The 16,851-nt window shown below is 39.2% G+C and carries 18 protein-coding genes; 16 read left to right on the top strand and 2 right to left on the bottom strand.

What is annotated here, in order from left to right:
* Positions 1-111 precede the first annotated feature (111 nt).
* Both M1F37_RS00950 and M1F37_RS00945 read left to right on the top strand, forming a co-directional pair.
* Positions 112-606, top strand: coding sequence for a YkgJ family cysteine cluster protein (locus M1F37_RS00950; RefSeq protein ID WP_084927646.1), 495 nt, complete (start codon positions 112-114; stop codon positions 604-606).
* A 57-nt stretch (positions 607-663) separates the two neighbouring features.
* Positions 664-1,203 carry a ClbS/DfsB family four-helix bundle protein gene (locus M1F37_RS00945; RefSeq protein ID WP_247934357.1) on the top strand — a complete coding sequence of 180 codons (540 nt, stop codon included), beginning with the start codon at positions 664-666 and terminating at the stop codon, positions 1,201-1,203.
* 97 nt (positions 1,204-1,300) lie between these two features.
* Here the strand turns inward: M1F37_RS00945 and dhaQ are convergent, their stop codons facing one another.
* On the bottom strand, positions 1,301-2,290 hold the full coding sequence (gene dhaQ / locus M1F37_RS00940; RefSeq protein ID WP_247934356.1) for a DhaKLM operon coactivator DhaQ: 990 nt from the start codon (positions 2,288-2,290) through the stop codon (positions 1,301-1,303).
* Positions 2,287-2,817: a dihydroxyacetone kinase transcriptional activator DhaS gene (gene dhaS / locus M1F37_RS00935; protein ID WP_247934355.1), complete on the bottom strand. Its 531-nt coding sequence runs from the start codon at positions 2,815-2,817 to the stop codon at positions 2,287-2,289. Before dhaS ends, dhaQ begins: the two co-directional genes overlap by 4 nt.
* 153 nt (positions 2,818-2,970) lie before the next feature.
* On the opposite strand from dhaS, the gene dhaK reads away from it, so the two are divergent.
* The 14 genes from dhaK to M1F37_RS00865 all read left to right on the top strand — a co-directional run bounded on the left by dhaK (position 2,971) and on the right by M1F37_RS00865 (position 16,827).
* Positions 2,971-3,960 carry a dihydroxyacetone kinase subunit DhaK gene (gene dhaK / locus M1F37_RS00930; protein WP_033685018.1) on the top strand — a complete coding sequence of 330 codons (990 nt, stop codon included), beginning with the start codon at positions 2,971-2,973 and terminating at the stop codon, positions 3,958-3,960.
* Between the two features lie 21 nt (positions 3,961-3,981).
* Complete coding sequence (gene dhaL / locus M1F37_RS00925; RefSeq protein WP_247934354.1) at positions 3,982-4,557, top strand: dihydroxyacetone kinase subunit DhaL; 576 nt, start codon at positions 3,982-3,984, stop codon at positions 4,555-4,557.
* Positions 4,557-4,931 (top strand): dihydroxyacetone kinase phosphoryl donor subunit DhaM, encoded by a 375-nt coding sequence (dhaM, locus tag M1F37_RS00920; protein ID WP_247934353.1) that lies wholly within the window; start codon positions 4,557-4,559, stop codon positions 4,929-4,931. The genes dhaL and dhaM overlap by 1 nt, the downstream gene beginning before the upstream one ends.
* Before the next feature lie 528 nt (positions 4,932-5,459).
* Complete coding sequence (locus M1F37_RS00915; protein ID WP_247934352.1) at positions 5,460-6,749, top strand: DUF308 domain-containing protein; 1,290 nt, start codon at positions 5,460-5,462, stop codon at positions 6,747-6,749.
* 9 nt (positions 6,750-6,758) lie between these two features.
* Positions 6,759-7,853, top strand: coding sequence for an AI-2E family transporter (locus M1F37_RS00910; protein WP_023942546.1), 1,095 nt, complete (start codon positions 6,759-6,761; stop codon positions 7,851-7,853).
* 132 nt (positions 7,854-7,985) lie between these two features.
* Positions 7,986-8,678: a YjjG family noncanonical pyrimidine nucleotidase gene (locus tag M1F37_RS00905; protein ID WP_247934351.1), complete on the top strand. Its 693-nt coding sequence runs from the start codon at positions 7,986-7,988 to the stop codon at positions 8,676-8,678.
* A gap of 64 nt (positions 8,679-8,742) precedes the next feature.
* Complete coding sequence (locus tag M1F37_RS00900) at positions 8,743-9,498, top strand: DUF4336 domain-containing protein (RefSeq protein WP_247934350.1); 756 nt, start codon at positions 8,743-8,745, stop codon at positions 9,496-9,498.
* 11 nt (positions 9,499-9,509) lie between these two features.
* On the top strand, positions 9,510-10,163 hold the full coding sequence (locus M1F37_RS00895) for a uracil-DNA glycosylase (RefSeq protein ID WP_247934349.1): 654 nt from the start codon (positions 9,510-9,512) through the stop codon (positions 10,161-10,163).
* A gap of 9 nt (positions 10,164-10,172) precedes the next feature.
* Positions 10,173-10,637, top strand: coding sequence for an NUDIX hydrolase (locus tag M1F37_RS00890; RefSeq protein ID WP_247934348.1), 465 nt, complete (start codon positions 10,173-10,175; stop codon positions 10,635-10,637).
* A gap of 12 nt (positions 10,638-10,649) precedes the next feature.
* Positions 10,650-11,918 carry a dihydroorotase gene (locus M1F37_RS00885; RefSeq protein WP_247934347.1) on the top strand — a complete coding sequence of 423 codons (1,269 nt, stop codon included), beginning with the start codon at positions 10,650-10,652 and terminating at the stop codon, positions 11,916-11,918.
* 41 nt (positions 11,919-11,959) lie between these two features.
* Positions 11,960-13,321 (top strand): MATE family efflux transporter, encoded by a 1,362-nt coding sequence (pdrM, locus tag M1F37_RS00880; protein ID WP_247934346.1) that lies wholly within the window; start codon positions 11,960-11,962, stop codon positions 13,319-13,321.
* A gap of 153 nt (positions 13,322-13,474) precedes the next feature.
* Complete coding sequence (locus tag M1F37_RS00875; RefSeq protein WP_247934345.1) at positions 13,475-14,443, top strand: thiamine pyrophosphate-dependent dehydrogenase E1 component subunit alpha; 969 nt, start codon at positions 13,475-13,477, stop codon at positions 14,441-14,443.
* Between the two features lie 16 nt (positions 14,444-14,459).
* Positions 14,460-15,452 (top strand): alpha-ketoacid dehydrogenase subunit beta, encoded by a 993-nt coding sequence (locus tag M1F37_RS00870; RefSeq protein WP_049548449.1) that lies wholly within the window; start codon positions 14,460-14,462, stop codon positions 15,450-15,452.
* A gap of 331 nt (positions 15,453-15,783) precedes the next feature.
* Complete coding sequence (locus tag M1F37_RS00865) at positions 15,784-16,827, top strand: dihydrolipoamide acetyltransferase (protein WP_247934344.1); 1,044 nt, start codon at positions 15,784-15,786, stop codon at positions 16,825-16,827.
* Positions 16,828-16,851 lie beyond the last annotated feature (24 nt).

Raw genomic sequence — 16,851 nt, 5'->3', positions numbered from 1 at the left:
TTGCAAGGTTTTTTGATACATTTTGGGAAAGTATAGTCTTTTAAAGTCCACTTTTCAATGGTTCAGAGGCATGGTATAATAGGGGAAAGTAATTAGAATAAGAGAGAAATCATGTCTAAAGAAATTGATATTGAGTATTACCACCAGCTAGCCTTGCAAAAGCAAAAGGAGCACCGTAAAATTTTAGCCAATTTAAAGAAAAAACCACCAAAAAATCTGGATAAGATAGCCCAACAGATTCACCAAGAAGTTTTTGCGGAGATTGATTGTACGGCCTGTGCCAACTGTTGCAAGACATTGGGGCCTGACTTTAAAGAAGCGGATATTACACGAATCGCCAAGTACTTTAAGATGAAATTACCTGCTTTTGAAGCAGAGTTTTTGCAAGTAGATGAAGATGGTGATAAGGTTTTTAAATCCATGCCTTGTCCCTTTCTAGGAGGAGATAATCTCTGTTCCATCTACGAAGTTCGTCCAAAGGCCTGTCGAGAGTTCCCCCATACAGATCGCAAAAAGATCCATCAAATCAACCATTTGACGATTAAGAATACTTTGACCTGTCCAGCAGCCTATCTCTTTGTTGAGAAATTAAAGGATAAGTTGTAGAGATTTAAAGGATAAAAAAATTCTAATAATAACTAGCAATATGAAGGGAGTGTTCCTGTGCCTAGACCAAAAACAAAAGAGGAGCTAGTGCTGGCCTCTAAGGAAAACTATGACAAGCTCAACCGTTTCATCTCCCAGCTAAGTGAAGATGAGCTACAGACTCCATTTGATTTTTCAAGAAACCCAAAGAAAAAAGAAGCACACTGGAAAAGGGATAAGAATCTTCGGGATGTCTTGATTCATCTTTATGAATGGCAGCAGTTACTTTTGACTTGGGTACATTCTAATCAAGAAGGTCAAGAAAGAACTTTTCTCCCTGAACCTTATGATTGGAAAACTTATGGACAAATGAATGACGCTTTTTGGAAGAAGCACCAGAAAACGACATTAGAAGAAGCAACTAGACTCTTGACGCAATCACATAGAGAGGTTTTAGAGTTGATAGAAGGCTTCAGCACTGACGAACTCTTTACCAAAGGTATCTATCAGTGGACAGGTGGGACAAGTCTAGGTTCCTACTTTGTCAGTAGTACGTCAAGCCACTATGATTGGGCTCTGAAAAAACTCAAAGCGCATAGGAAGAATTGTAAGGGATAGATGGACTGTTTGAAATGGCAAGAATAAGTTCTTTTAAACGTAAGATAAAAGCAAAGGGCTATCAAGTGATGTAGCCCTTTTGAGTTATACAAGCAAATTACCATGCAAAAGCTGTAGTTGGAGCATTAAGAGCTTCTAACCATTGCTTATTCTTTACAGGGCAAAGAGTTACGGATATACCTGCCATATCAAGACTGGTCATAAATGTTCCTGATTTTATAAAGGGAATAGTGACTCCTTCAATTTCTAAGAGTTGAAGGAGATCATTGAGAAATATGCCCATTTCTAGGTTGCTAGTAGTACCTAGATTATTTACAAGCAATATAAATTGATCACCACGTTTCCAATGATAGTGCAATCTTAATTTACTTATAATTTCATTTGCAAGGATTTCCGAAGATTGAAATGGGACGATACGATATCCTTCTTCGCCATGTATCCCAATACCATAGGAAATATTTCCTTCTTCCAAGTTAAATAGTGGAAGGGGGGCTTGGGGTAGACTAGCGGATTTCCTTGCAAAGCCAATCGTTGCGATTTCGGGAGCAAGCTCATGACCTAAATCAGTTAGTTGTTCTATGTCGGCTCCATTTTGAGCTGCAAATCCTAGAATTTTATGAAGTAAAATTGTCCCTGCAAGCCCTCTTCCTCTAATTTGAAATCTATTGTGAGGTTCAATTGAAATATCGTCGTGTGCTAGACTATAGCCGACTTTAATTCCTTCTTTTCTAGCAGTGTTAATGGCAGAGCTAAATTCTTTGATGTCTGCTTCGAAATTTTTAACAATGATGAAGACACCTTGACCATTGTTTAAAAAACGAATGGACTCTAAGATTTCATTTCTTGTAGGTGGAGTAAATAATTGGCCATAGATAGCAGCGGTCAGCATGCCTTTTCCCACATATCCAATATGAGCAGGTTCGTGACCTGAACCTCCACCCGACAATATTGGAACCTGATGAGGATTGCGATTTTTTTGATAGACTAATGGTAAAGTAGGGTGTTTTTCTAATTCAGGATGACTGCTGACAGTGGCTGAAATGTAACTTGAAATAATTTTCTGTTTATGATTTGAAATAAATGTCATTGTGGTCTCTTTCCAATAATTGTCATGATTAGAAAGTCTGGTTGTGGAACTGGACTTTTTTTATTGACGTAAGCCTTCACGATTTCTGCTAGAGCATGTGAATGATAGTCTAACAAAAAACAAGTATAAGCAGATGAATCGATATCAATCTGACCATATTCTCTTAAAATTTTTGATACAAGCAAGCGACAGTAGCTTATAAAGTGGTCATAGAAGTTATTTTGCCCTTGAATATCAAAAAGTTGAATATAAAAGTCACGCTCTTGTTCGAAATAAAAAAATAATTCTTGTAATAGTTTTTGGCCTGAAATGAAGTCCAAGTTATTGGTGATATACTCGGTTAAGTCATTTTCAAATATCCAGTCGAGCAGTTCATATTTGTCAAGAAAGTGATTATAAAAGGTCTGTCTACGAATGCCAGCTGATTCCATGATATCTACAATAGAGATTTTGTCAAATTCTCTAGTAGTTAATAGGTCTCTAAATGCCTTGGCAATCCGTTTTTTTGTAATGAGTGATGATGCCATAGGAAACCTTTCTTTTACTTCCTTCATTTTACCAAAAAAATGTTTGAAATGGGTTTAAAAGGGGACAAATAAAAGAATCTGTCCCTTATCAGCCAGCAATAAAAAATATATAATGAAAGCGAAAACAAAGGTACATGCCGAAAGGAGTTTCTCATGAAAAAAATTATAAATGAACCGACACAAGTTGTTGATGAAATGTTGCAGGGCTTGTCATTCATGCATGATGACTTAGTAGAACGCTTAGATGGTTTTGATGTCATCGTTAGAAAGGCAGAAAAGACAGGAAAAGTTGGACTCATTTCAGGTGGAGGTTCAGGACATGAACCAAGTCATGCTGGATTTGTAGGAGATGGAATGTTGTCTGCTGCCATTTGTGGAGCAGTCTTCACTTCACCTACTCCAGACCAAATTTTAGAAGCCATTAAGGCGGCTGATGAAGGTGCTGGAGTATTCATGGTTATCAAGAACTATTCTGGGGACATTATGAACTTTGAAATTGCACAAGAACTTGCTGAAATGGAAGGTATTGATGTAGCAAGTGTTGTAGTCGATGATGATATTGCGGTTGAAAATAGTCTCTATACCCAAGGTCGTCGAGGTGTTGCAGGTACTATATTAGTCCATAAAATTTTGGGTGATGCGGCTCGTTCTGGTAAATCATTAGCTGAAATGAAGGATTTGGCAGATAAACTAGTGTTAGAAATTAAAACAATTGGGCTGGCCTTGTCTGGAGCAACTGTTCCTGAAGTTGGGAAACCAGGTTTTGTTCTAGAAGATGATGAATTTGAGTATGGAGTTGGTATTCATGGTGAGCCAGGATATAAAAAAGAGAAAATGCAGCCTTCCGCACAATTGGCATCAGAATTGGTTGAAAAACTATCTGAAGGTTTCCAACTTAAAGCTGGTGAACGCTATGGCCTTCTCATTAATGGTTTAGGAAGCACTCCTCTTATGGAACAATATGTATTTGCAAATGATGTGGCTAAATTACTCCATGAAAAAGGTGTTGAGTTGGCGTTTAAGAAAATTGGAAACTATATGACATCAATTGATATGGCTGGCTTGTCATTAACATTGATTCGATTGGCAGATGATGAGTGGTTGGATGCTTTAAATGCACCTGTTACTACCCCAGCTTGGTAAAACTCAAGGAGGAAATGTCGCATGAATGTTGAACAAGCTCTTGAATGGATGAAGCTTTTTAATGAAAAGATTCAAGAACAGAAAGATTACCTTAGTGAGCTAGACACCCCTATAGGAGATGGAGACCACGGTGGAAATATGGCACGTGGCATGGTTGCAGTTATGGAAAACTTAGAAGGAAAGCAATTTGAGAATAGCAGTGATGTGTTTAAACTTGTCTCGATGCAACTACTGAGCAAGGTAGGCGGTGCTTCTGGTCCCTTGTATGGCTCTGCTTTTATGGGCATGGCCAAGGCTGATTCTAATTCGAAAATAGAGGAAATCTTACAAAGTGGTTTGGATATGATTGTCAAACGTGGGAAAGCAGAAGTTGGAGAAAAGACAATGGTTGATGTTTGGACTCCTGTTATTGCCGCCTTGTCTGATGGCCAGTTGACTCAAGAGATCATTGATCAGGTAGTGAATGCTACCAAAGATTTACTTGCAACTAAAGGAAGAGCATCTTATGTAGGAGAACGTTCTCTTGGACATATTGACCCTGGATCATTTTCATCAGGATTACTCTTTACTGCTCTATTAGAAACTGGGGTGGTTTAATGGGAAGTATTGGTCTTGTTATCGTTTCACATTCCAAACACATTGCACAAGGTCTTGTTGAACTGATTGGTGAAGTAGCTAAAGATGTTCCGATTACTTATGTAGGAGGAACCGAAGATGGAGGAATTGGAACTAGTTTTGATCAAGTAGATAGGGTTGTTTCTGAAAATCCAGCAGATACTTTACTTGCCTTTTTTGACCTAGGTTCTGCTAAAATGAACTTAGAAATGGTGGCTGATTTCAGTGATAAGAGTATCATCATCAACAGTGTTCCAATTGTAGAAGGCGCCTATACTGTAGCTGCTCTTCTTCAGGCTGGGGCAGAACTGTCGGTTATTCAAACACAGTTGTCGGAGCTTGAAATCAATAAATAAGGAATCTTCCTATAATTCCTTTTATAGGTGAGTTATTGATTATCTCAACTATCAAATTTTAAGTAAAAAATTTCAAAATCAGAAAGGGATTGCTTGCGCAGTTCCTTTTTAATTTAACCGAAGTAAAGCCATAGAGTTTCTAAATTGTGAACCATTCAAAACTAATTGGGATGGGATCATTCTAGCTTTAGAATCCTTCAAAAATTTAGATTTAAAGCAATCAATGGCTTAGAAGAGTACTAAAACATTTAGTTTATAGGAATTCTAAGTCTAGAATTACATGGATATTTATTAAAATAGAGGATTCGATAGTTAGGATTGTTCTATTCTGAAAGATTTGGGCTGTCAATTGTATAGAAAGTGTTTGAATTTTTTTAAGTGATTAAATTAATTAATTGTGTGAGGTGATTTATGTTATAATATTCTTGATGAATTTTTAGAAAGGAAAATCTCAAATTGTCCTACAAATTTCTACTTTTCGAAATGATACAATAAAGGAAATCAAATAATTATAGAGAGTGTATTAAAATGGAAAAAATTCTATCTTTAGGTCTGACAGGTAGGAAATTACTTGCTCAGGGTTTCTTATTTGTTCTGCTAGGTCTTATCTTGATGGTTACGGGGACTTGGTTGCCAGTAACGGTTATTCGACTGGTTCTGTTTTTAGCTTGGATAGCAACGGTCTTAGATTTAGTATTACGTATTTTCAAAAAAAGTCAGTCAACGGACACCTTGGGAGTTGCACTGGTTAAATTGTTAGTGCTGGGATATTTGCTTGGCTCCAATTTTGCGACGGATGTGCCGATTTATATTTTGGCTCTTGTGATTGGAGTTTATCAGATTTTTCATGCTACTATCAACCTTGTCACCTATGTTCTCTACCGCAAAAACAAAATTCGACCTCGTTTTCGTCTCTTACTAGATGGACTCGTACTAGTTTTTCTTGGTGGGACTAGTCTTTTGTCCTCTACAGGAAATTCTGTCTTTCAACTCTTTGTATTAGGGGCTTATTTTTTCCTTTATGGTGTGTCCAATATCCGTGACGGTTTCTTGTTTGAGGAGGAAATTGGGAAAAACCATCTCAAACGTCGTGTAAGAATGAGCTTACCTATTGTCCTAGCCGCTCTCATCCCTGCAAGTACTTTAGCAAAAATCAATAAATTCATGCAGGAAAATGCTGATGAGAGAGAGGATATCCATCTTGGAATGGTGAAGTCTGGTAAGACAGCGGAGCTTGAAATTTTTGTTCATACAGCTGACACCTCTCTGTTTTCGGCAATTGGTCATGTGGATATCTGCTATCAAGGCCGTGTTATTTCTTATGGCAACTATGATCCGTCATCTGAGACCTTATTTGGTATGGTTGGAGATGGTGTTTTATATTTTTGCGACCGTGATAAGTACATTGACTTATGTAAACGGGAGAGTCAAAAAACGCTATTTGGTTACGGAATAGATTTGACACCGGAAATGGAAGAAGCGGTTCAGGAAAAATTAGCTGAATTAAAACAACTAACGATTCCTTGGGAGCCAAGCGCAGATAAAATTAAAACGGAAGATGGTAAGGAAGACTACACCTACGCTTATAAAATCAGACATGAGACGGATGGGGAACTTTATAAATTTATCAAATCTAAGTTTAAATCCTACTTTGTCTTGTCCACAAACTGTGTGCTCTTGGCTGATACCATAGTCGGTCAAGCTGGAACAGATATCCTCTCACCAAAAGGATTTATCGCTCCAGGAACTTACCAAGCCTACCTTGATCGAGAGTTTGAAAAACCAAATAGTATAGTCGTATCTAAACATGTTTATTAAGGAGAATTTATGAACTTAGTTAAAAAATATACCCCGTTAATCCTTTTTATAGGGCTGGTTGCTCTTGTAATTCTGAATGCATCGAGCTTTATATCAGGAGCAATCTCTCTCTTTGATGTAACATCAACCTTGATTTATGGTGCTGTTATTGCTTTTGTGCTTAATGTTCCTATGAAAAAAATTGAACAGTACTTAGTTAAATTGAAGGTAAAGGCAGAGTTGCGTCGTCCGATTGCCATGGTACTTGTTTTCCTAGCTCTTATCTTAATCGTGATTGCTCTTTTGGTTTTGGTGCTGCCAACCCTAGCTCAGACTATTAGTCAGCTGGGAACAGTCCTTTCAACAGTCCTTACTCAACTTGGGAAATTGCTAGGCAGCTCGGAATTTGTAACCAAAGACATGTTGTCAACTATCGTATCCGGCATACAGGGACAATCTAGTTCTATTAGCCAAGCTTTGATAGGTTTTTTATCAGGTCTGACTAGTAATATCGGCAATATTTTTTCAAGTTTGATGAATGCCTTTTTGATTATAGTCTTCACCTTTTCATTTTTATCCAGTAAGGAACATTTGGCAGCGATGACGAGTCGACTTCTAAAAGTTTTTCTTCCAGAGAAGGTGGTGATAAAGTTGACTTACATTGGACAAGTAGCACTAGAGACTTATGACCAATTTTTGATGAGTCAGCTGATTGAAGCAGTTATCATAGGAGTTATGATAGCGGTTGGTTACAGCATGTTTGGGATACCCTATGGAGTAATGACAGGTATATTTGCAGGAGTGCTATCGTTCATTCCTTATGTAGGGCCTATGATTGCTTGTGTTGTGGGAGCGATTTTTATCTTCACAGTGAGTCCTACTCAAGCCTTACTTTCTCTTCTTCTATATCAAGTTATACAGCTGATTGAAGGAAACCTTATTTATCCAAAAGTTGTAGGTCAGTCTATTGGTTTACCAGCTATTTTCACGCTTGCGGCTGCTAGTATTGGAGGCAATCTCTTTGGCTTACTTGGGATGATATTCTTTACACCGATATTTGCTGTTATCTATCGATTGGTTAAGGAATTTGTCGTTGCAAAGGAAAATCAGCTAGATAAAAAATAAATTTAATGAGACTTGTTAAATAAATTATCTGTGTGAAAGAAGAAAATAAAATAATTACTTGGACTTTGTCTCTTTTCCTGTTTTGAAGGTTCATGAGACTATTTTATCTCCTTAGAAAGGAAAACTCTCAAATTGTCCTATAAATTTCTATTCTTCGACCTTGACCACACCTTGCTTGATTTTGATACTGCTGAGGATGTGGCTTTGACGCAACTTCTAAAAGAAGAAGGGGTTACAGATATTCAGGATTATAAAGACTATTATGTTCCTATGAACAAGGCTCTCTGGAAGGACTTGGAGCTGAAGAAAATCAGTAAACAAGAGCTGGTTAACACGCGCTTTTCTCGTTTATTTGCTCATTTTGAACAGGAAAAGGACGGTAGTTTTCTAGCCCAGCGTTACCAATTTTACCTCGCCCAGCAAGGACAAACGATTTCGGGCGCTCATGAACTCTTGGACAGCCTCATCGAGCGTGATTATGACTTGTATGCTGCGACAAATGGCATTACTGCCATTCAGACAGGGCGTTTGGCTCAATCTGGTCTGGCACCTTATTTCAATCAAGTATTTATCTCTGAACAATTGCAAACACAAAAGCCTGATGAATTTTTTTACGAAAAAATCGGCCAGCAAATTGCAGGCTTTAGAAAAGAAAAGACACTGATGATTGGAGATTCTCTAACCGCCGACATTCAAGGTGGCAATAATGCTGGGATTGACACCATCTGGTACAATCCTCATGACCTCGAAAATCACACACAAGCCCAGCCGACTTACGAAGTCCATTCTTATCAAGACTTGCTGGATTGCTTAGATAAACTGTAAAAAGTGGTTTCCATAGCCACTTTTTGCTATAATAGAGGCAGTAAAAACGAAGGAGTAGTAAATGATGTCAAGACCAGCTCTTTCTCTTTATGCACCATTGTATACACTAAAGGAAGTTGATCAAAATATCTGGATAGTAGACGGTGATTTGATTCAAATGGATATGAAGGTCTTCAAACTACCTTTTCAGACACGTATGACGGTGGTTAAGTTAAATGATGGCAAACTCTGGATTCATTCTCCTATCGCGCCAAACGAGGAGCTCTTTACTGAACTGGATGCTATGGGCAGAGTCGCTTACCTGATTTCTCCAAATAAGATTCACTATACCTATATTGCAGATTGGAAAAAAAGATATCCTCATGCGCAAGCATGGTCTAGTCCAGGAGTTGAAGAGAGAGCAAAAAGTCAGAAAGTAAAGCTGGTATTTGATGCTCCCTTAACAGATGAGTCTCCTGACGTATGGTCTGACGAGATTGATCAACTTATTTTTAAGGGAAGTTCTGTGATTGAAGAAGTAGTGTTTTTTCATAAATCAACTAAAACACTCATTGTAACGGACCTTATAGAGAATTTTGAACCGGAAAAGATAGCTAGTCCAATCCGAAGAAAAATCTATCGGTTAGCCCGAGTAACAGCCCCTGATGGGCAAACTCCTATCGATTATAGGATGACCTTTTTTAGAAGACAAATAGAGGCAAAGGTTTCCTTTTCTCGTATGTTAAACTGGGAACCTGATAAGATTATACTTGCACACGGCCTATGCTTTTTTGAGAATGGTACGGATGAATTAAGACGTGCTTTTAGATGGATACGGTAAAGGAGAGAAAGATGCAACACTCATCTTGGCATGCTTTGATTAAGGAACAATTACCTGAGGGTTATTTTGGGAAAATCAATCAGTTTATGGAGCAGGTCTATGCTCAGGGAACTGTTTATCCGCCCAAGGAAAAGGTTTTTCAGGCTCTCTTGACAACACCGCTTGAAGAAGTTAAGGTGGTGATTCTAGGGCAAGACCCCTATCACGGACCAGATCAAGCGCAGGGCTTGAGTTTTTCTGTACCTGACTCTATCCCAGCTCCGCCATCTTTGCAAAATATCTTGAAAGAATTGTCAGATGATATCGGCGTTAAGAAATCTCATGATTTGACAGCTTGGGCTCAGCAAGGAGTCTTGCTTCTTAATGCTTGTTTGACGGTTCCTGCTGGCCAGGCCAATGGTCATGCTGGTCAGATATGGGAGCCTTTTACAGATGCGGTTATAAAGGTCGTCAATAATCTTGATAGACCAGTCGTTTTTGTACTCTGGGGAGCCTATGCACGCAAGAAAAAAGCACTGGTTACCAATCCTCATCACTTGATTATCGAATCAGCCCATCCAAGTCCTTTATCGGTTTACAGAGGATTTTGGGGTTCCAAGCCTTTTTCCAAGGCAAATACATTCTTAAAAGAGACAGGACAAGAGCCAATCGATTGGCTTAGATAAGGAGAAAATATGCCTCAGTTAGCGACGATTTGCTACATTGATAACGGGAAAGAACTGCTCATGCTCCATCGCAATAAAAAACCCAATGATGTCCATGAAGGGAAATGGATTGGTGTGGGTGGCAAGTTAGAGCGTGGAGAGACGCCTCAGGAATGCGCGGCGCGTGAAATCCTCGAAGAAACAGGTCTCAAAGCTAAGCCAGTTCTAAAAGGTGTTATCACTTTTCCTGAATTTACACCAGATTTAGACTGGTATACCTATGTTTTTAAGGTGACAGAGTTTGAGGGCGACTTGATTGATTGTAACGAGGGAACACTAGAATGGGTTCCTTACGACCAAGTTCTAAGCAAGCCGACTTGGGAAGGTGACCACACCTTTGTTGAGTGGCTTTTAGAGGATAAACCCTTCTTTTCAGCCAAGTTTGTTTATGATGGGGATAAATTGTTGGATACCCAAGTTGATTTCTATGAATAAAGGAGAAAGCAGATGCTACTAATCAAAAATGGTCGTGTAATGGATCCCAAGACTGGTTTGGATCAAGTGTGTGATGTTTTAGTCCAAGATGGGAAAATTGTCAAAATTGCGCCTGAGATTAAAGAAGAAGGAGCAGAGATAATTGATGCTACTGGTCTTGTAGTTGCCCCTGGACTGGTTGATATCCATGTTCATTTCCGTGAACCTGGTCAAACTCACAAGGAAGACATTCATACAGGTGCTCTTGCAGCTGCTGCTGGTGGATTTACAACTGTCGTTATGATGGCTAATACTAATCCAACAATCTCTGACGTAGAGACCTTGCAAGAAGTCCTTCAGTCAGCAGCTAAGGAAAAAATCAACGTCAAGACTGTGGCCACTATTACCAAAAACTTTAATGGCCAAGATTTGACAGACTTTAAGGTACTTTTAGAAGCTGGAGCTGTAGGTTTTTCTGATGATGGTATTCCGCTTGAAAGCAGTAAAGTTGTCAAAGAAGCTATGGAAGAGGCTAAAAAACATAACACCTTTATCAGCTTACATGAGGAAGATCCTGGCTTGAATGGAATTCTCGGTTTCAATGAAAACATTGCTAAAGAACATTTCCATATCTGTGGGGCGACAGGAGTAGCTGAGTATGCTATGATTGCACGTGACGTTATGATCGCCTATGCAACAAAGGCTCATGTCCATATTCAGCATTTATCAAAAGAAGAAAGTGTCAAAGTTGTCGAGTTTGCTCAAGGATTAGGTGCGCAAGTAACAGCAGAAGTAGCACCACAACATTTTTCTAAAACTGAAGCTTTGCTATTGACCCAAGGAAGCAATGCAAAAATGAACCCACCATTACGATTGGAGTCAGACCGTCTTGCCGTTATTGAAGGTCTGAAATCGGGAGTTATCTCTGTTATAGCGACTGACCACGCGCCTCATCATGTAGATGAGAAGAATGTCGAGGATATTACTAAAGCACCATCAGGTATGACAGGACTTGAAACCTCCTTGTCACTTGGTCTAACTTACCTAGTAGAAGCTGGGGAACTAAGCTTAATGCAGTTATTAGAAAAAATGACTATTAATCCAGCTAAATTGTATCATTTTGAAGCAGGTTATTTGGCTGAGAATGGTCCAGCAGATATCACTATTTTTGATGCTAAGGCTGACCGCCTTGTGGACTCCCATTTTGCTTCGAAAGCAACTAATTCACCATTTATCGGTGAAACCTTAAAAGGGCAGGTTAAATACACCATCTGTAAGGGACAAATCGTCTATCAAAACTAGGTGGGAGTCTGCTCTGTAAACAAAAAGAATAGAGAGCCTATATGTATCAAACCCATCATTTTAAAGACAAGTTTATCTTATTTTTAAAGATATTTTTCCCTATCCTGATTTATCAATTTGCAAATTATTCTGCCTCCTTTGTTGATACGACTATGACAGGTCAATACAATACCATGGACTTGGCTGGTGTGTCTATGGCAACCAGTATCTGGAATCCCTTCTTTACATTCCTGACAGGGATTGTATCGGCCTTGGTGCCTATCATTGGTCACCATCTTGGTCGAGGCAAAAAGGAAGAAGTGGCGTCTGATTTTTACCAGTTTATCTATCTGGCCTTGGGTCTATCTGTGGTCTTGCTGGGGATGGTACTTTTCTTGGCATCACCAATATTGAATCATATCGGGTTAGAAGCACCAGTGGCGGCAGTAGCTGTTCGCTATCTCTGGTTTTTATCTATCGGAATTATCCCCTTGTTGCTCTTTAGTGTTATTCGCTCCTTGCTGGATTCGCTGGGTTTGACCAAACTTTCTATGTATCTCATGCTTTTGTTACTTCCTCTCAATAGTGGATTTAACTATCTCTTGATTTACGGGGCCTTTGGTGTCCCAGAACTAGGAGGTGCTGGTTCTGGGTTAGGGACTTCCTTGGCCTACTGGGTCTTACTTGGGATTTCTGTTCTAGTTTTATTTAAACAAGAGAAGCTCAAGGCCCTACATCTTGGGAAACGCATTCCGCTTAATATGGATAAAATCAAGGAAGGAGTTCGTTTAGGTCTGCCTATTGGGGGAACTGTCTTTGCTGAAGTGGCTATTTTTTCCGTGGTTGGCTTGATTATGGCTAAGTTCTCATCCTTGATTATCGCTAGTCACCAGTCAGCTATGAATTTTTCAACTCTTATGTACGCCTTTCCTATGAGTATCTCTTCGGCTATGGCTATTGTTGTTTCCTATGAAGTGGGGGCCAAGCGATTTGATGATGCGAAAACATATATTAGTTTAGGAAGATGGACAGCACTTATTTTTGCAGGTTTCACCTTGTCTTTCCTTTACATTTTTAGAGGAAATGTGGCCAGTCTTTATGGTAACGAGCCAGAATTTATCGATTTGACAGCGCGTTTTTTGACTTATAGTCTTTTCTTCCAGTTAGCAGATACCTTTGCGGCACCCCTTCAGGGAATTTTGCGGGGGTATAAGGATACAGTTATTCCTTTTTACCTTGGTTTGGTTGGTTATTGGGGAGTAGCAATTCCTGTAGCTATGGTATTTGACTCCCTAACAGATTTTGGCGCTTATTCTTACTGGATCGGTTTGATTATTAGTCTGATTGTCAGTGGGGCGCTCTACCGTTGGCGTTTAACTGTGGTTATGAAGAGATTTGAATCTTTAGAAAAGTCTAAACGCTAAAAAGTTTGTGAAAAAATATTCTTGATAAGAAAATCCCTTGTTTTCATGGGGTTTTCTTTTTTATTTTGTGAAATTTTCTTTAGAAAAACTTTGACAGTATTTGGCAAAAACGGTAAAATAGTAAGGTAAGAACAATGTTAGAAAGGCAAGATTATGTCAAATTTAGATAAAAATCTTTTGCTAGAGATGTTCCGTAAGATGGAAGAAATCCGTCGTATGGACTTAAAAATAGCTCAGTTAGTGAAAAAGGGAAAAGTTCCTGGTATGACTCACTTTTCTGTTGGAGAAGAGGCGGCTAACGTGGGTGCTATGTTAGCTCTCAACCCAGATGATTTGATTACATCAAACCACCGTGGTCACGGACAAGCTATTGCCAAAGGAATCGACCTTAATGGTATGATGGCCGAGATCCTTGGTAAATATACGGGGACTTGTAAAGGTAAAGGTGGATCTATGCATATCGCTGACCTAGATGCGGGTAACCTTGGTGCTAACGGTATCGTAGGTGGTGGTATGGGAATCGCAGTAGGTGCAGCCCTTACTCAACAAATGAAAAACACTGGTAAGATTGTTGTTTGCTTCTTTGGTGATGGCGCAACAAATGAAGGTGTATTCCACGAGGCTGTTAATATGGCTTCAATTTGGAATCTACCAGTTATTTTCTACTGTATCAATAACGGTTATGGAATCTCTGCAGACATCAAGAAGATGACAAATGTGGCGCATATCCATGATCGTAGTGCTGCATATGGAATTCCTGGAATGTTTATCGAAGACGGTAACAATGTTATTGATGTCTACGAAGGATTTAAGAAAGCAGTTGATCATGTTCGTTCTGGTAAAGGTCCTGTCTTAATTGAAAGTGTAACTTACCGATGGCTTGGTCACTCGTCATCTGACCCTGGTAAATATCGTACACGTGAAGAAGTCGATGCGTGGAAAGAAAAAGATCCAATTGAAAACCTTCGTAAGTACCTTGTAACGAATAATATTGCTAGTGCAGAAGAGCTCGAAGAAATTCAAGCGCAAGTTAAGGAAGCAGTGGAAGCATCTGTTAAATTTGCGGAAGAAAGTCCTTTCCCTCCACTAGAATCAGCATTCGAAGATATTTACGCAGACTAAGGAGAAGTAGAGAAATATGGAAACAAAATTAATGTCTTTCCGCGATACCATTATCCTTGCAATGTCTGAGGAAATGCGTCGCGACGAAAATGTACTCTTGATGGGTGAAGATGTCGGTGTCTTCGGTGGAGACTTTGGTACATCTGTTGGTATGCTTGAAGAATTTGGACCAGAACGTGTTCGTGACTGTCCTATCTCTGAAGCAGCTATTTCTGGTGCAGCTGCGGGTGCTGCTATGACGGGACTTCGCCCAATCGTTGATATGACTTTCATGGACTTTTCTGTTATTGCCATGGATAATATCGTCAACCAAGCAGCTAAAACTCGTTACATGTTTGGTGGTAAAGGCCAAGTACCTATTACAATCCGCTGTGCCGCTGGTAATGGAGTAGGTTCTGCAGCGCAACATTCACAATCATTGGAATCTTGGTTCACTCACATCCCTGGATTGAAAGTTGTTGCTCCGGGTACTCCGGCTGATATGAAGGGACTTCTTAAGTCTTCTATTCGAGACAACAACCCTGTTATCATTCTTGAATACAAATCAGAATTTAACCAAAAAGGTGAAGTACCGGTAGATCCTGACTATACAATTCCACTTGGCGTTGGTGAAATTAAACGCGAAGGAACTGATGTAACTGTAGTAACATACGGTAAAATGCTTCGTCGTGTTATGCAAGCTGCTGAAGAGTTGGCTGAAGAAGGCATTTCAGTAGAAGTAGTAGACCCACGTACTTTGGTTCCACTTGATAAAGAGATTATTATTAACTCTGTCAAGAAAACAGGAAAAGTAGTTCTAGTCAATGATGCTCATAAGACAAGTGGATTTATCGGTGAAATTTCAGCTATTATTTCTGAATCAGAAGCATTTGACTACTTGGATGCACCAATCCGTCGCTGTGCAGGGGAAGATGTACCGATGCCTTACGCACAAAATCTTGAAAATGCAATGATTCCAACAGTGGAAAGCATCAAAGATGCAATCCGTAAAACTCACAACAAACAGTGATACATAAAATAAATTATGTAACTTGTATTAATTAAGACGAAGAAGCTTTGTATTTAATGATGCAAAGTTCTCTACGTCCTTAATACTTTTGATTAGAGCACGGGCTAAAAGCTTGGAAAAAAGATAAATCGCCTTGACTTCATCGAAGTCTGCCTTGATTTCCTATTTTTCAGTCGCTTTTAAACGCCCTTTGCATCATAAAATTGAACTCGGGCTAAAGTCTGTGTGAAAAAGATAAACTCTTCTAGAAACTAAAGTTTCTTCGTCAAGTTTCCTATTTTCACTTTGACTTTTGACGCCCTTAGTATCTTTTAATAGAATAGGAGAGGTCATGGCTGATGATAAGCTAAGAGCGACTCCTGCAGCTAGAAAATTAGCGGATGATTTAGGAATTAATCTCTACGATATTTCTGGCTCAGGCGCAAACGGTCGTGTCCACAAAGAAGACGTGGAAACATTTAAAGACACTAATGTGGTTCGCATTTCGCCACTTGCAAAACGAATTGCCCTTGAACATAACATTGCATGGCAGGAAATCCAAGGTACTGGTCACCGTGGTAAGATTATGAAGAAGGATGTTTTAGCTTTCCTTCCTGAAAATATCGAAAACGATACGATTAAGTCACCTTCTCAGATTGAAAAAGTGGAGGAAGTTCCAGATAACGTAACTCCTTATGGTGAAATCGAGCGTATTCCAATGACACCGATGCGTAAGGTTATTGCTCAACGTATGGTTGAATCTTACTTGACTGCACCAACCTTCACGCTTAACTACGATGTCGATATGTCTGAAATGCTTGCCCTTCGTAAGAAAGTCCTTGATCCAATCATGGAAGCAACTGGTAAGAAAATTACTGTTACAGACTTGCTTTCACTTGCGGTTGTTAAGACTCTTATGAAACACCCATACATCAATGCTTCATTAACTGAAGATGGTAAGACAATTATCACTCACAATTATGTCAACCTTGCGATGGCAGTTGGGATGGATAATGGATTGATGACGCCAGTTGTTTATAATGCTGAAAAAATGAGTTTGTCTGAGTTGGTAGTTGCCTTCAAAGATGTTATCGGACGTACTTTGGATGGTAAACTAGCTCCTAGCGAATTGCAAAATTCTACCTTCACCATCAGTAACTTGGGAATGTTTGGAGTTCAGTCATTCGGACCTATCATTAACCAACCGAACTCAGCAATCCTTGGGGTTAGCTCAACAGTTGAGAAACCTGTTGTAGTTAATGGTGAAATCGTGATTCGCCCAATTATGAGTCTTGGTTTAACAATTGACCACCGTGTCGTAGATGGTATGGCTGGTGCTAAGTTTATGAAAGACTTGAAAGCCTTGATTGAAAACCCAATCTCAATGTTGGTTTAGAGAATTTATTTTTAGAAATATAGA

The sequence above is a fragment of the Streptococcus mitis genome, assembly GCF_023109105.1.
In the GTDB taxonomy this organism is placed as follows: Bacteria; Bacillota; Bacilli; order Lactobacillales; family Streptococcaceae; genus Streptococcus; species Streptococcus mitis_BW.
The sequence above is the reverse complement of the archived record's forward strand: the minus strand, read 5'-3'. Positions and strand labels throughout refer to the sequence as shown.

What these genes read in the sequence shown, in the direction of transcription:
- M1F37_RS00895 (WP_247934349.1), top strand. Translation starts at nt 9,510, where the DNA reads ATGCAACACTCATCTTGGCATGCTTTGATTAAGGAACAATTACCTGAG.
- M1F37_RS00865 (WP_247934344.1), top strand. Translation starts at nt 15,784, where the DNA reads ATGGCTGATGATAAGCTAAGAGCGACTCCTGCAGCTAGAAAATTAGCG.
- M1F37_RS00870 (WP_049548449.1), top strand. Translation starts at nt 14,460, where the DNA reads ATGGAAACAAAATTAATGTCTTTCCGCGATACCATTATCCTTGCAATG.
- dhaS (WP_247934355.1), bottom strand. Translation starts at nt 2,817, where the DNA reads ATGGCATCATCACTCATTACAAAAAAACGGATTGCCAAGGCATTTAGA.
- dhaK (WP_033685018.1), top strand. Translation starts at nt 2,971, where the DNA reads ATGAAAAAAATTATAAATGAACCGACACAAGTTGTTGATGAAATGTTG.
- M1F37_RS00950 (WP_084927646.1), top strand. Translation starts at nt 112, where the DNA reads ATGTCTAAAGAAATTGATATTGAGTATTACCACCAGCTAGCCTTGCAA.
- M1F37_RS00875 (WP_247934345.1), top strand. Translation starts at nt 13,475, where the DNA reads ATGTCAAATTTAGATAAAAATCTTTTGCTAGAGATGTTCCGTAAGATG.
- dhaQ (WP_247934356.1), bottom strand. Translation starts at nt 2,290, where the DNA reads ATGACATTTATTTCAAATCATAAACAGAAAATTATTTCAAGTTACATT.
- M1F37_RS00910 (WP_023942546.1), top strand. Translation starts at nt 6,759, where the DNA reads ATGAACTTAGTTAAAAAATATACCCCGTTAATCCTTTTTATAGGGCTG.
- M1F37_RS00915 (WP_247934352.1), top strand. Translation starts at nt 5,460, where the DNA reads ATGGAAAAAATTCTATCTTTAGGTCTGACAGGTAGGAAATTACTTGCT.
- dhaM (WP_247934353.1), top strand. Translation starts at nt 4,557, where the DNA reads ATGGGAAGTATTGGTCTTGTTATCGTTTCACATTCCAAACACATTGCA.
- M1F37_RS00885 (WP_247934347.1), top strand. Translation starts at nt 10,650, where the DNA reads ATGCTACTAATCAAAAATGGTCGTGTAATGGATCCCAAGACTGGTTTG.
- M1F37_RS00900 (WP_247934350.1), top strand. Translation starts at nt 8,743, where the DNA reads ATGTCAAGACCAGCTCTTTCTCTTTATGCACCATTGTATACACTAAAG.
- dhaL (WP_247934354.1), top strand. Translation starts at nt 3,982, where the DNA reads ATGAATGTTGAACAAGCTCTTGAATGGATGAAGCTTTTTAATGAAAAG.
- pdrM (WP_247934346.1), top strand. Translation starts at nt 11,960, where the DNA reads ATGTATCAAACCCATCATTTTAAAGACAAGTTTATCTTATTTTTAAAG.
- M1F37_RS00890 (WP_247934348.1), top strand. Translation starts at nt 10,173, where the DNA reads ATGCCTCAGTTAGCGACGATTTGCTACATTGATAACGGGAAAGAACTG.